Raw genomic sequence first — 12,648 nt, 5'->3', positions numbered from 1 at the left:
CCCTCCGGAGCTTGCCGATGACCGCTTCCCGCCGCCGCGCCTTCCTCCAGGGCGCCTGGCAGATCATGCCGCTGTCGCTGGCTTGCGCGCCCTGGGGCATCCTGGTCGGCGCCCTGGCCATCGAGACCGGCCTCAGCGTGCTGGAGGGCCAGGCCTTCTCCCTGCTGGTGTTCGCCGGCGCGGCCCAACTCGTGGCCCTGGGCATGCTCAAGGCCGGCGCGGGCCTGGCCGCCATCCTGCTGACCACCCTGCTGCTGACCTCCCAACACCTGCTCTATGGCCTGCACATGCGCCGGGTGCTGGCGCCCCAGCCGCTGCCCTGGCGACTGGGCTTCGGCTTTCTGCTCACCGACGAGTTCTTCGCCCTGAACCATGCCGAACAACCGGCGGGCTTCGACCGCTGGCGCGCCCTGGGCATGGGGTTGAGCTTCTACCTGCTGTGGAATCTCTTCACCCTGGCCGGCCTGCTGCTGGGGCGAGTGCTGCCGAACCTGGGCGCCCTGGGCCTGGACTTTTCCATCGCCGCCACCTTCATCGCGCTGGTGGTGCCGCTGGTGCGGGATCTGGCCACGGTCGCCTGCGTGCTCACGGCGCTGCTGGTGTCGGTCTGGCTGCATCACCTGCAGTGGCAGGGCGCCCTGGTGCTGGGCGGGCTGGCCGGCATGTGCGTGGGCTTCGGGGTGCGTCGCCTGCGGGAGCGACGTTCATGATCCTCGCCACCCTGCTCGGCATGGCCGCCCTGGTGTTCTTCAATCGCTATCTCTTTCTCGAACCGCGGCTGCCGCTGCGCCTGGGGCGCACTCTGCGCACCTTTCTCGAATTCGCCGTACCCGGAATGCTCACCGCCATCTGCGGCCCCATCCTGTTCGCCGGTGAGAAATCCCTGGTCGCCACCCTGATCGATCCCTATCTGCTGGCGGGTCTGGCCGCGATCGGGCTGATGCTGTGGACGCGGCGAGTGCTGACCACGGTGGTGCTCAGCATGGGAGTGTTCTATCTGCTGCGCTGGCTGCTCTAGGCACGGCCGAGTTTTGCTAAGGTGAGACCAAGCCCGCTGTTCGGTCGGACCACGAGAGCGCCATGAAGGAACCACAGGAAACCGCCCGTCTCTGGTCGGCCCGCGGCCTGGGCGGCGTCGAGTTGCTGCACGCCAGGTATCGCCAGCAACGTTTCGCCCCCCACGTGCACGAAGGCTATGTGTTCACCGTGATCGAGCGCGGTGCCCAGCGCTTTCGCCATCGGGGCGCCGAGCACCTGGCCGCGGCGGGCAGCATGGTGCTGATCAACCCGGACGAGTTGCACACCGGCGCCACGGCGGTCGAGGAAGGCTGGCAGTACCGCGGCTTCTATCCGACGCTGGCGCAACTGGCACCGGTCTTCACCGAACTGGGGCGCCCCCTCGATGCCACCCCGGCCTTCACCACCAGCGTGTTGCAGGATGCCCAGGTGAGCGCGGCCTTCAGCCAGCTGCATCGGCTGGCCGACCAGGGTGCCGAGGCCCTGGAGCAGCAGACCGCCTGGCGTGAAGCCCTGCTGTTGCTTTTCGGGCGCCATGCCCGCCTGGGGGCCGTCGCCGAACCGGGCCGTGAACCCCTGGCGGTACGGCGCGCCCGGGAGCTGCTCGGCCAGCGCCTGCAACAACCACCGAGTCTCGAAGAACTGGCCCAGGCCGTCGGGCTGTCACCCTTTCACTTCCTGCGGGTATTCCGCCGCGCGACCGGTCTGCCGCCCCACGCCTGGCTCAAGCAACAGCGCCTAACCCGCGCCCAGGGGCTGCTGCGCGCCGGCTGGGCGCCCCTGGACGTGGCCCTGCAGCTGGGCTTCGCCGACCAGAGCCACCTCACTCGTCAGTTCAAGCAGGCCTATGGCGTAGCCCCGGGCGCCTATCGCCGAGCCTGGCACACCTAGCCACACCTCGACGAACGGTCTTTCCGTGCATAACCCTGTGCCAGAGCCTGGCAAGCGGCAACGGTATCCGGGCCACGCCGACCGGAAAGAACTTTTCAACGCCTGACCAGGCCTAGTCAGGATGAGCGCCGGACCAACTAGCCGCGCTTCCCTACCCTTCCACCAGAGGTCCTTCGCATGAATCTTGAAGAACGCATCCGCCAGCGCGCCTATGAAATCTGGGAGCGCGAAGGTCGTCCCCATGGTCAGGATTTCGAGCACTGGTTTCAGGCCAACCGCGAACTGGAAGACCAGCCCGACGACAACCTGACCCAGGTCGGCGGCATCCAGAGCAGCGTCGCTCCGCCAGCGCCCAAACCCCGCAGTCGGTCGCGCAAGAAGACCGCTGAAGACAGCACCAAGGACTAACGCCAGTCGTCCAGCAGCCAGACCTCGGGATGATCGTAATGGGCTTCGCCCCGGTGCAGGGTGATGCCGAGGATCTCGCTGCGAAAGCCCTGGGCCAGCAGCCACTGGTAGGCGCCCCGGCGGGCGGTGTTGACACCGGCCAGCAGTCGCTGCTGGCCATGGTCCCGGGCGAGGCCGTCGCAGGCGGCGATCAATCGGGCGAAGCGCGCCTCCGCCCCCGCTCCCGGCAGGACAGCAGCGCATTTCACATAGCAGACGCCGGTACCCGCCTCGCTGTGAGGACCGAAATGGCAGACGGCGAAGCTTTCCATCCGTCCCGCCTCGTCTTCCAGCACCAGACTTTCGCCCAGCCCCTGCTCGCGCACGGCGGCCATTTCGGCGGACACATCCAGACCCGGAGCATTGGCCCGGCCCAGTTCGGCGCAGGCGGCCAGCAGTCGATCGGGCGTGGCCGCCAGGGAAAATCTGAGCGCTGGCGGTGCCGGTTGCGTCTGCACCGGACGCGCCATCACCGCGGTCAGGGTACGCGGCCAGAAGCCGAAGCCCTGGTAGAGCCCCAGGTGGCGCGGACTGTCGGGAAAGGTGAAGAGTCCGGCATGCACCAGTTGCCAGGCATCGAGCTGCTCCACCGCGGCGCCCATCAGCGCCTTGGCCACCTTCGCGTCCCAGTAGTCAGGATGTACAGCCAGCGGCCCGAGGATGCCGTGACGGCCCCAGCGGGTGACGCAGACCGCGCCGACCAGTCGCCCGGCATCCAACGCCTTGAACCAGGCGGTATGAGGCGCGGCGAAACGACTGCGCACATAGTCGCGATCGTTCCAGAATTCTCCGGGTTCGGCGGCGCCCATCCAGGTGGCGAAGGCCAGGCGGACCACTTCGGTGGCGGCGGGCAGGTCGGTTTCGGTGAGAGGTTCGATATGGATGGCGGGGGTGGACATGGGCGGCTCCTGGGCTATACGCCTTGGACCCGCCCGGCCGACGCTTTGCGCCCGAGCGGCAACTGCCGGTTACAGCAGCAGCACCGCTGCCCAGCCAAACAGCATCATTGGCAGGCTGAAGTGCAGGAAGGATGGCACCACGGTGTCCCAGATATGGCTGTGCTGGCCGTCCACGTTGAGACCGGAGGTGGGCCCCAGGGTCGAATCCGAGGCTGGCGAACCCGAATCGCCCAGGGCGCCGGCGGTACCGATCAGGCAGACGATGGCCAGCGGCGAAAAGCCCAGGTGCAGGCACAGCGGACCGAGGATGGCGGCCAGGATGGGTACGCTGGAAAAGGACGAGCCGATGCCCAGGGTCACCACCATGCCCAGCAGCAGGAGCAGCAGCGCGCCCAGGGCGCGATTGTCGCCGATCAGGGCGGCGGCGGTGGCGGCCAGGTCGTTGATCTGGCCGGTGGCGGTCAGCACCTCGGCGAAGCCACCGGCGGTCAGCATGATGAAGCCAATCACCGCCATCATCTTCACGCCCTCGCTGAACAGATCGTCCGCCTCCCGCCAGCGCACCACCCCGGTGGCGGTAAAGACCACGAAGCCGACCAGGGCGCCGAGGATCATGGAATCCAGCCAGAGCTGCACGCCGAAGGCCGCGACCACGGCGATCAGGGCCACCGCCAGGGTCCGGCCGTTGTAGGGCCGGTCGGCCCGCTCGGTACGCGCCACCAGGGCCAGATCGTAGCGACGTGGCCGGCGGTAGCTGACGCACACCGCCAGCAGCAAGCCGACCACCATGCCCAGGGCCGGCAAGAGCATGGCGCGGCTGGGATCGACGCCGCTGACGTCCACCCCGGCGCGGGCCACGCTGGCCAGCAGGATGTCGTGCAGGTAGAGACTGCCAAAGCCCACCGGCAGGAACATGTAGGGGGCGATCAGGCCAAAGGTCATGACGCAGGACAGCCGCCGGCGATCCAGCTCCAGGCGCGTCAGCACATAGAGCAGCGGCGGCACCAGCAGCGGGATGAAGGCGATGTGGATGGGCAGGATGTTCTGCGAGGCGATGGACACCGCCAGCAGCAGACCAAGCAGCGCCCAGCGCAGCGAACGCCCGCCCTGGGCGGCCTGACGCTCCATCAGCGCCAGAGCCCGATCGGCGAGCATGTGCGCCAGCCCCGACTGGCTGATGGCCACGGCGAAGGCGCCCAGTAGCGCATAGGAAAGCGCCACCTTGGCGCCATTGCCCAGGCCGGCATTGAAGGCCAGCAGGGTTCCCTCCAAACCCAGGCCACCCACCAGGCCGCCGGCCACCGCGCCAGCGATCATCGCCACCACCACGTGTACCCGGGCCAGGCTCAAGACCAGCATGAGCCCTACCGCCACCACCACCGCGTTCATCGCCGACTCCGCACCACGAAAGGGCGCGCACTCTGCCGCAGCGCGGCGCGGGCGTCAAAGGCCAGGGATGGATGGCGCGGCGTCTGGCTTACCCCTGGGCATGGAGGCAGCAGCTGCCTGCAACTGCGTCAGCGACCAAGACCGACCAGGTGCCGGAGCAGTCTCATAGGATGAAAGGGGCATCGCGTAATCGCTCTGGACTGAACCTTTCAGCGCGCGGGGACGTCTGAGTCGCACGCTTTCACGGTCACAACAAGGACGAGCTGCCCATGCAAAACGCCATTGATATGCTGATTACCGCGTTCAGCCCGCACTCCTGCCTGGCCGTCCCTCGCCGCGCCGACCGCACCCTGTTGTTCACCGTCACCGACACGGCCCGCGCGATCACGGTCACCAAGGCCATTCCCCTGTGCAACCTGGAATGCAACACCACCCTGGCCACCGTGATTAAGGACCTGCAGCGCGACCTCGATCGTGCGATCGGCACCCTGAGCCCGGAAAGCCTCGCCGACCTGCGCCAACGCGGCCCACGGGTGCAGCGGTTCGACAGCTGAGCGGCGGTCGCAGGTGGGATCAAGCGCCGGTTGAGCCCCCCTCACCCCAGCCCTCTCCCAGAGGGAGAGGGGGCGGCCCAGAGCGAGGCGGACAGAGGAGTGATCGCGGGGACGTATCCCCTGTAGGAGCGGCCCATGGCCGCGATCCACGAGATGTAGGCCCTCACCCCAGCCTCTCCCAAGGGGAGAGGGGGTCATTCGGAGCAATAGGTAGCCTGCCATGACCATCCCGATCAGCGCCGGCTGGTGCGGGTGCTGACGTCGACCCACACTGCCAGGACCAGGATGCTGCCCTTGACGATCATCTGCCAGTAGCTGTCCACGTCGAGCATGGACATGCCGTTGTCCAGACTGGCGATCACCAGGGCGCCGAGCAAGGCACCGTAGACGGTGCCGGAGCCGCCGCGCATGGAGGTGCCGCCGATGAAGCAAGCGGCGATGGCGTCCAGTTCGCCCATGGTGCCAGCCGAAGGCGAGCCGGCGGCCAGGCGGGCGGTGTTGACTAGGCCGGCCAGGGCGCACATCACGCCCATAAGGCCGAAGATGCCGAGCTTGATCGCCTGGACGTTGATGCCCGACAGCCGGGTGGCTTCCAGGTTGCTACCCACCGCATAGATGCGCCGGCCGAATACCGTCTGGCTGGTGATGTAGCTGAACACCCCGAGCAGTACCAGGAGGATCAGCACCGGCACCGGGATGCCGTCGTAGCGGTTGAGGGTCTGGATAAAGGCCACCAGCACCGCGCCGATCACCACCACCCGCAACACGTCGCGCCACAGCGGCGCCAGGCTCAGCCCGAGGGTCTTGCGCTTGCTGCGCTGGCGCCAGGTGAGCACGACCGCCACGGCGAACAGCGCCCAGCCCAGCACCACGCCCACCAGCGGCGGCAGATAGCCCTGGCCTAGGTAGACCAGCTCCGGCGACACCGGAGCGATGGTGACGCCGCCGGTGAGGCCGAGCAGCACGCCGCGAAAGGCCAGCATGCCGCCGAGGCCGACGATGAAGGACGGAATCCCCCGATAGGCACTCAGGTAGCCGTTGATCAGGCCGATCAGCAGACCGCCGGCGGCCACCGCCAGCAGGGTGATCGGCAGGGGCACGTGATAGGTGACGTCGAGTATCGCCGCCACCCCACCGAGCAGGCCGAGTTGCGAGCCCACCGAGAGGTCGATCTCGCCGGCGATGATCACCAGCACCATGCCGCAGGCGAGGATGCCGGTGATGGACATCTGCCGCAGCAGGTTGGAGAGGTTGCGCGGGGTGACGAAGCCGCCTTCGGTCTGCCAGCTGAAGAACAGCCAGATCAGGGCCACGGCGATCAGCAGGGCGAGCATCTTGTAACGGGTGAACAGCTGTTTCACGACGTGCATCAGAAATGCTCCCGGGCTTGGGCGACCGCCCGTTCGGTGGTACCCAGGGCGGCGGCCAGTACCCGCTCCTGGGTCAGATTCTCATTGGGGAAATCACCGCGCAGCCGGCCTTCTCCGAGCACCAGCACCCGGTCGGAAACGCCGAGCACCTCGGCCAGCTCCGAGGAGACCATGACGACAGCCACGCCCTCCGCCGCGAGCAGGCCGATCAGCCGGTAGATCTCGAACTTGGCGCCGACGTCGACGCCGCGGGTGGGCTCGTCGAGGATCAGCACCTTGGGCCGCGCCAGCAGCATCTTGGAAAGCACCGCCTTCTGCTGATTGCCGCCGGAAAGGCCGGTGATGGGCAGGAAGGGGCTGCTGGTCTTGAGTTGCAGCCGGGCGATCTCGGCGTCGATGCAGGACAGTTCCGCCTCGCTATCGATACGGCTCAGGTGGGCGAATCTATCCAGCACCGTGAGGGTGATGTTGGAGCCCACCCCCAGGTCGGGAATGATGCCCTGGCGCTTGCGATCTTCCGGCACCAGGCAGAGTCCGGCGCGGATGGATTTCAGCGGGGTACGGGTGTCGATGCGCTGGCCATTGAGCCAGACCTCGCCCTCGTAGCGGCCGTCGTAGGCACCGAAGATGGCCGAGACCAATTCGGTGCGCCCGGCCCCCACCAGCCCGGCGATGCCAAGGATCTCGCCGCTGCGCACGGCGAAGGACACGTCGTCGACTCTCTTGCGCTGGGGATTGTCGACGTCCAGGCAGGTGAAGCGGCGCGCCTCGAAGATCACCTCGCCGATTTCATGGGGAATCTGTGGGTAGAGGTTGGTCATGGCGCGGCCGACCATCTGGGTGATGATGCGGTCGATGTCCATCTCGGCCATGGGCGTGGTCGCGATGTGCTTGCCGTCGCGGATCACCGTGATGGTGTCGCAGATGGCCGCCACCTCGTCGAGCTTGTGCGAGATGTAGACGCAGGCCACGCCCTGGGCCTTGAGGTCGCGAATGATGTCCAGCAGCACGGCAATCTCGGAGGTGGTCAGCGCCGAGGTCGGTTCGTCGAGAATCAGCAGCCGGGCGTTCTTGTTCAGCGCCTTGGCGATTTCCACCAGTTGCTGCAGGCCACCGCCGTACTGGGACACCGGCAGGGCCACGTTCATGTCCGGCACCTTGAGCCGGCGCATCAGCTCGGCCGAGCGCTGCAGCATGGTGGGATAGTCCAGCCGCCCGCCGAAGCGACGCGGTTCGTGGCCCATGAAGATGTTCTCGGCCACGGATAGATCCGGCACCAGGGTCAGTTCCTGGTGGATGATGACGATGCCGGCCGCCTCGGATTCGGCGATGGACTGGGCTTCCAGGGGGCGCCCGTCCCAGCGGATCTCGCCTTCCCAGGTACCATGGGGATAGACCGCCGAAAGGACCTTCATCAGGGTGGACTTGCCGGCGCCATTCTCGCCGCACAGCCCTACGCATTCGCCCGGACGCACCTTGAGGTCGATGCCGTTCAGCGCCCGCACCCCGCCAAAGCTCTTGGCGATGCCGTGCATTTCCAGCAGATAGTCGGCCATGGCCGCTCCTTGCCCAGGGGCCGCCCGACGCCAGGCGTCAGGCGGCCAGCTGGTGGCCAGTGGTTATTTGCCGTCGATCTGGGCCTGGGTGTAGAAGCCGTCCTTGACCAGCAGGTCGACGTTGTCCTTGGTCAGCTCGGTGGGGGTGAGCAGCAGGGTGTCGACCTTCTTGGTGCCGTTGTCGTAGCTGGAGTTGAAGGCCGGCTTCTCGTTGCGCACCAGTTGCACCGACAGCTTGGCCGCCTCGGAGGCGATTAGTTTGAGCGGCTTGTAGACGGTCATGGTCTGGGTCCCGGCGATCACCCGCTTGATGGCGGCGAGGTCGGCGTCCTGACCGGACACGGCCACCTTGCCGGCCAGCTTCTGCGCTGCCAGGGCCTGGATGGCGCCGCCGGCGGTGGCGTCGTTGGAGGCGACGATGCCGTCGATCTTGTTGTCGTTGGCGGTCAGGGCGTTCTCCACGATGGCCAGGGCTTCGGTCGGGTTCCACTCCTTGACCCACTGCTGGCCGACGACCTTGACGTCGCCCTTGTCGATGGCCGGTTGCAAGACCTTCATCTGGCCCTGGCGGAGGATCTTGGCGTTGTTGTCGGTGGGCGCGCCGCCGAGCAGGAAGAAGTTGCCCTTGGGCTGGGCCTTGAGCACGCCATTGGCCTGCATCTCGCCGACCTTCTCGTTATCGAAGGAAATATAGGCGTCGATGTCGGCGTTGAGGATCAGACGGTCGTAGGAGATCACCTTGACCCCGGCCTTCTTGGCCTCGGCCACCACGTTGTTCAGCACCGTGGCGTTGAAGGGCACGATGACGATGGCATCCACGCCGCGGGAGATCAGGTTCTCGATCTGCGACAGCTGGCGCTGCTCGTTGGCGTCGGCGGATTGCACATAGACCTTGGCCCCGAGTTGCTCGGCGGCAGCGACGAAATAGTCGCGGTCCCGGGCCCAGCGCTCCAGGCGCAGGTCGTCGATGGAAAAACCGATCTTGGGATGCTGGGCGTCGGCCTGGGCGAAACCGGTGGTGCACAGGGCGAGCAGACCGGCGAGAAGGGTCGTCTTGAAGTTCATGATGGCGTCCTTGGTTATTGTTGTTGTGGAGCAGGCGAACGGGTTCGAGTGTAACGATTCAGCGGTCTTGCACAAGCGGGTCAGGCAGGCATTTCTGCCAACCCACTCTCGCGGCCGCTAGCGATACAGATAGCGGTTGACGACGCCTTCGAGCATTTCCTGGCGACCGCTCACCGGCTGGGGCGCCAGGCCCTGGCTGAAGGTGTGTTCGGCCAGTTGTTCCAGGCTCAGCTGGCCCCCCAGGATGCGTTGGCCGAGGGACTGCTCCCAGCCGGCATAGCGCTCGGCCTTGAACTTGCCCAGGGGGTCGTCCTGCAGCAGTGCTGCGGCGCGCTCCAGGGACAGTGCCAGGGTATCCATGGCCGCTACGTGGCCGTGGAACAGGTCCACCTCGTCCAGGCTCTGGCGGCGCACCTTGGCGTCGAAGTTGAAGCCGCCGCGCGTGAAGCCACCGCCCTTGAGGATCTCGTAGATCGCCAGGGTCATTTCCTCGACGCTGTTGGGGAACTGGTCGGTGTCCCAGCCGTTCTGTGGATCGCCACGGTTGGCGTCGATGCTGCCGAAGACGCCCAGGGCCACGGCGCTGGCGATCTCGTGCTGGAAGCTGTGGCCGGCCAGGGTGGCGTGGTTGGCCTCGATGTTGACCTTGATCTCCTTCTCCAGCCCGAACTGCTGCAGGAAGCCGAAGACAGTGGCCACATCGTAGTCGTACTGGTGCTTGGTGGGCTCTTGGGGCTTGGGCTCGATCAGCAGATCACCCTGGAAGCCGATGCGGTGCTTGTGTTCCACCACCATCTGCATGAAGCGGCCGAGTTGCTCGCGCTCGCGCGCAAGGTCGGTGTTGAGCAGGGTCTCGTAGCCTTCGCGACCGCCCCACAGCACATAGTTCTCGCCGCCCAGGCGGTGGGTGGCGTTCATCGCGGTGCAGACCTGGGTGGCCGCGCAGGCGAAGACTTCCGGATCGGGGTTACTGGCAGCGCCGGCGGCGTAGCGCGGATGGCTGAAGCAGTTGGCGGTGCCCCACAGCAGCTTGAGGCCGGACTCGCTCTGGTGACGTTCCAGCTCGTCCACCAGGCGGGCGAAGTTCTCGCGGTACTCGGTGAAGTTGGCGCCTTCGGGGGCGACGTCGGTGTCGTGGAAGCAGTAGTAGTCCACGCCCAGTTTGCTGAAGAATTCGAAGGCCGCAGCGGCCTTGGCGCGCGCCTGTTCCAGGGGCGAACCCGCCGCCTGCCAGGGCCGCCGGAAGGTGCCCTGACCAAAGACATCGCTACCCGGCCAGACGAAGGTGTGCCAGTAGCAGACCGCCATCCGCAGGTGCTCGCGCATGGGTTTGCCCATGACCAGGCGATCGGCCTCGTAGTGGCGGAAGGCAAGCGGGGAATCGCTGTCGGGCCCGGCGTAGCGGACCTTCTCGACATTGGGGAAATAAGCCATGGCGTTGTCCTTGTTCTTATCTAGCGCACCCGATACGGCGTACCGGTTTACGTCGATGGTAGCGCCGCCACCTGGGCTGCCTATTGTGAAAATCACCAGGGCCAGGTGCGATTTTGCTGCTTGAGGGGCGGGCTCGCCGGTCGTAGTCTGGAGCCCCACACGCGCTTCCTGCCGGAAATCCGCCATGCCCAGCCAGCCGCCCGTGCACCGTGTCGCCCTGCTGTTCAACGGTAGCAAGATCTACGATCGCGGCATCCTGGCCGGCATCGGCAACTACCTGAGCGGCACCCGTGCGCGCTGGGATCTATTCCTAGAGGAGGATTTCCTCTGCCGGCTCAAGGGCATCGAGCGTTGGCAGGGCGACGGCATCATCGCCGACTTCGACGACCCTGCGGTAAGCGCCGCCCTGGCGAACAGCAAGTTGCCGGTGGTGGCCGTAGGCGGCTCCTATGCCGCGCCAGGCGACTACCCGCCCGACATTCCCTATGTCGCCACCGACAACGCCGCCCTGGTACGGCTGGCCTACGACCACCTGATCGAAGCCGGGCTGACTCGCTTCGCCTGCTTCAGCCTGCCAGCTGCCGACACCAATCGCTGGGCCGGCGAACGCGAAGCGGCCTTTGCCGCCCTGCTCCGCCGCGATGGCCTGCCGGTGGAAATCTATCGCGGCCTGGAAACCAGTGCCCCGCTGTGGGACACGGCCGTGGAGCAGCTGATCGCCTGGCTGCAGGCGCTGCCCAAGCCGGTGGGCATCCTGGCCGTCACCGATGCCCGGGCCCGGCAGCTCTTGCAGGCCTGCCTCACGGCCGGCATCCCGGTGCCGGAACAGGTGGCGCTGGTGGGCATCGACAACGATCCGCTGGCGCGCACCCTGACCCGCGTGCCCCTGACCTCGGTGATCCAGGGGACCGAGGCCATCGGCCGCGAGGCGGCGCGACTGCTGCATCAGCGACTGCACGGCGTCGAACTCGGCGCACCACGGGTGCTGATCCCGCCCGAAGGAATCAACATCCAGGCCTCCAGTCGTCATCAGGCGGTGCGCCATCCCCAGGTGATGCGCGCCCTGCACTTCATTCGCCAATACGCCTGCCAGGGCATCAAGACCGCCCAGGTGGCCAGCTACGTGGGCATCTCCCGGTCAGCGCTGGAGATGTCCTTTCGCCGCGAGCTGGGGCGCAGCGTCCATGACGAAATTCTCGGCTTCAAGCTGGTCGCGGCCGCGGTCGCCCTGCAGGAAGAGACGCCGAGCCTGGCCGAGGTCGCCCGGCGCTGCGGCTTCACCTCGGCGCAGTACCTGCACTCGGTGTTTCGCCGCGAATTCGGCTGTACGCCCCGGCAGTATCAGCAGCGCCCCGTGGCGCTGAAAGACGCCCATGAAAAAGCCCGTCCGGAGACGGGCTTTCAGGAAGCGACCGTGGCTTATTTGCCGACGGTCTGACCCAGGAACCAGGCACGCTCTTCGGCCTGGTCGATCCACTCTTCCAGCAGGCTGGTGGTTGAGACGTCGTTGGCGTCGTCGGTCAGGGTATGGGTGGTGCGCATGTAGGCAGCCAGCGACTGGTTGTCATCATGCAGCTCGGTCAGCATCTGATCGGCCGATAGGTCGGTGGCGTCGCTGCTGGCCAGGCGCTTGAGCTGCACCATCTGCTCTAGGGAGCGCACGGTGGGCTGACCGATCTTGCGCGCACGCTCGGCGATCAGGTCGGTGATGCCATACAGCTGGGTGGCCTGCTCTTCCAGCAGCAGATGGTAGTCGCGGAAGTGCGAGCCCTTCATGTGCCAGTGGTAGTTCTTGGTTTTGATGTACAGCGCGAAGACATCGGACAGCAGCACGGCCAGGGCTTCGCCGACGGCCTGCTGGTTTTGCAGGGTGGCGTCTTCGCCCTGATGGGCCTTCTGCTTGACGTTAGAAACGGTCTTGAGTTCTTGCTTGGCATTGGCAACGGCCATGAGAGATCTCCTGTCAGGACGTGAAAGAAAAAAGGGGGTTCGCTGTAGTGGCGCGAACATCAACGTCTGTGGAAAT

Annotated in this window: 13 protein-coding genes; 6 read left to right on the top strand and 7 right to left on the bottom strand. The window is 66.5% G+C overall.

What is annotated here, in order from left to right; genetic code table 11:
* Positions 1-17: 17 nt before the first annotated feature.
* From ACWPW1_RS02230 to ACWPW1_RS02215, 4 genes are all read left to right on the top strand, one after another.
* Positions 18-710, top strand: a complete 693-nt coding sequence (locus ACWPW1_RS02230; RefSeq protein ID WP_434775572.1) for an AzlC family ABC transporter permease — start codon at positions 18-20, stop codon at positions 708-710.
* Positions 707-1,018: an AzlD domain-containing protein gene (locus ACWPW1_RS02225; RefSeq protein WP_323149371.1), complete on the top strand. Its 312-nt coding sequence runs from the start codon at positions 707-709 to the stop codon at positions 1,016-1,018. Before ACWPW1_RS02230 ends, ACWPW1_RS02225 begins: the two co-directional genes overlap by 4 nt.
* Before the next feature lie 62 nt (positions 1,019-1,080).
* Positions 1,081-1,908 carry an AraC family ligand binding domain-containing protein gene (locus ACWPW1_RS02220; RefSeq protein ID WP_434775571.1) on the top strand — a complete coding sequence of 276 codons (828 nt, stop codon included), beginning with the start codon at positions 1,081-1,083 and terminating at the stop codon, positions 1,906-1,908.
* Positions 1,909-2,085: 177 nt separating this feature from the next.
* Complete coding sequence (locus tag ACWPW1_RS02215; RefSeq protein ID WP_434775570.1) at positions 2,086-2,316, top strand: DUF2934 domain-containing protein; 231 nt, start codon at positions 2,086-2,088, stop codon at positions 2,314-2,316.
* On the opposite strand, the gene ACWPW1_RS02210 is transcribed toward ACWPW1_RS02215, so the two are convergent.
* Positions 2,313-3,254 carry a GNAT family N-acetyltransferase gene (locus ACWPW1_RS02210; protein WP_434775569.1) on the bottom strand — a complete coding sequence of 314 codons (942 nt, stop codon included), beginning with the start codon at positions 3,252-3,254 and terminating at the stop codon, positions 2,313-2,315. The two genes, ACWPW1_RS02215 and ACWPW1_RS02210, sit on opposite strands and share 4 nt — an antisense overlap.
* Positions 3,255-3,323: 69 nt before the next feature.
* Entirely contained in the window at positions 3,324-4,643 is a 1,320-nt protein-coding gene (locus ACWPW1_RS02205; protein WP_434775568.1) for a Na+/H+ antiporter NhaC family protein, read from the bottom strand.
* Positions 4,644-4,912: 269 nt separating this feature from the next.
* Between ACWPW1_RS02205 and ACWPW1_RS02200 the strand changes: the two genes are divergently transcribed.
* Positions 4,913-5,197, top strand: coding sequence for a hypothetical protein (locus ACWPW1_RS02200; RefSeq protein WP_434775567.1), 285 nt, complete (start codon positions 4,913-4,915; stop codon positions 5,195-5,197).
* 233 nt (positions 5,198-5,430) lie between these two features.
* Here the strand turns inward: ACWPW1_RS02200 and ACWPW1_RS02195 are convergent, their stop codons facing one another.
* From ACWPW1_RS02195 to xylA, 4 genes are all read right to left on the bottom strand, one after another.
* Positions 5,431-6,567 (bottom strand): ABC transporter permease subunit, encoded by a 1,137-nt coding sequence (locus ACWPW1_RS02195; protein WP_434775566.1) that lies wholly within the window; start codon positions 6,565-6,567, stop codon positions 5,431-5,433.
* On the bottom strand, positions 6,567-8,123 hold the full coding sequence (gene xylG, locus ACWPW1_RS02190) for a D-xylose ABC transporter ATP-binding protein (protein WP_434775565.1): 1,557 nt from the start codon (positions 8,121-8,123) through the stop codon (positions 6,567-6,569). Before xylG ends, ACWPW1_RS02195 begins: the two co-directional genes overlap by 1 nt.
* A gap of 63 nt (positions 8,124-8,186) precedes the next feature.
* Positions 8,187-9,188: a D-xylose ABC transporter substrate-binding protein gene (gene xylF / locus ACWPW1_RS02185; protein ID WP_059313239.1), complete on the bottom strand. Its 1,002-nt coding sequence runs from the start codon at positions 9,186-9,188 to the stop codon at positions 8,187-8,189.
* Positions 9,189-9,305: 117 nt separating this feature from the next.
* Positions 9,306-10,622, bottom strand: a complete 1,317-nt coding sequence (gene xylA / locus ACWPW1_RS02180; protein ID WP_454252306.1) for a xylose isomerase — start codon at positions 10,620-10,622, stop codon at positions 9,306-9,308.
* A 184-nt stretch (positions 10,623-10,806) separates the two neighbouring features.
* On the opposite strand from xylA, the gene ACWPW1_RS02175 reads away from it, so the two are divergent.
* A complete protein-coding gene (locus ACWPW1_RS02175; RefSeq protein WP_434775563.1) occupies positions 10,807-12,060 on the top strand; it encodes a substrate-binding domain-containing protein in 1,254 nt (417 codons plus the stop codon).
* Here the strand turns inward: ACWPW1_RS02175 and ACWPW1_RS02170 are convergent.
* Entirely contained in the window at positions 12,042-12,572 is a 531-nt protein-coding gene (locus tag ACWPW1_RS02170) for a Dps family protein (protein WP_059313236.1), read from the bottom strand. The genes ACWPW1_RS02175 and ACWPW1_RS02170 overlap by 19 nt on opposite strands.
* Positions 12,573-12,648: the final 76 nt, after the last annotated feature.

This window comes from Pseudomonas sp. Marseille-Q7302, from assembly GCF_965111925.1.
The sequence above is the reverse complement of the archived record's forward strand: the minus strand, read 5'-3'. Positions and strand labels throughout refer to the sequence as shown.

Excerpts from the sequence above, each read along its gene's own strand:
- xylA (WP_454252306.1), bottom strand. The coding sequence starts at position 10,622 with ATGGCTTATTTCCCCAATGTCGAGAAGGTCCGCTACGCCGGGCCCGAC.
- xylF (WP_059313239.1), bottom strand. The coding sequence starts at position 9,188 with ATGAACTTCAAGACGACCCTTCTCGCCGGTCTGCTCGCCCTGTGCACC.
- ACWPW1_RS02195 (WP_434775566.1), bottom strand. The coding sequence starts at position 6,567 with ATGCACGTCGTGAAACAGCTGTTCACCCGTTACAAGATGCTCGCCCTG.
- ACWPW1_RS02225 (WP_323149371.1), top strand. The coding sequence starts at position 707 with ATGATCCTCGCCACCCTGCTCGGCATGGCCGCCCTGGTGTTCTTCAAT.
- ACWPW1_RS02175 (WP_434775563.1), top strand. The coding sequence starts at position 10,807 with ATGCCCAGCCAGCCGCCCGTGCACCGTGTCGCCCTGCTGTTCAACGGT.
- ACWPW1_RS02210 (WP_434775569.1), bottom strand. The coding sequence starts at position 3,254 with ATGTCCACCCCCGCCATCCATATCGAACCTCTCACCGAAACCGACCTG.
- ACWPW1_RS02200 (WP_434775567.1), top strand. The coding sequence starts at position 4,913 with ATGCAAAACGCCATTGATATGCTGATTACCGCGTTCAGCCCGCACTCC.
- xylG (WP_434775565.1), bottom strand. The coding sequence starts at position 8,123 with ATGGCCGACTATCTGCTGGAAATGCACGGCATCGCCAAGAGCTTTGGC.
- ACWPW1_RS02230 (WP_434775572.1), top strand. The coding sequence starts at position 18 with ATGACCGCTTCCCGCCGCCGCGCCTTCCTCCAGGGCGCCTGGCAGATC.
- ACWPW1_RS02205 (WP_434775568.1), bottom strand. The coding sequence starts at position 4,643 with ATGAACGCGGTGGTGGTGGCGGTAGGGCTCATGCTGGTCTTGAGCCTG.
- ACWPW1_RS02220 (WP_434775571.1), top strand. The coding sequence starts at position 1,081 with ATGAAGGAACCACAGGAAACCGCCCGTCTCTGGTCGGCCCGCGGCCTG.
- ACWPW1_RS02215 (WP_434775570.1), top strand. The coding sequence starts at position 2,086 with ATGAATCTTGAAGAACGCATCCGCCAGCGCGCCTATGAAATCTGGGAG.
- ACWPW1_RS02170 (WP_059313236.1), bottom strand. The coding sequence starts at position 12,572 with ATGGCCGTTGCCAATGCCAAGCAAGAACTCAAGACCGTTTCTAACGTC.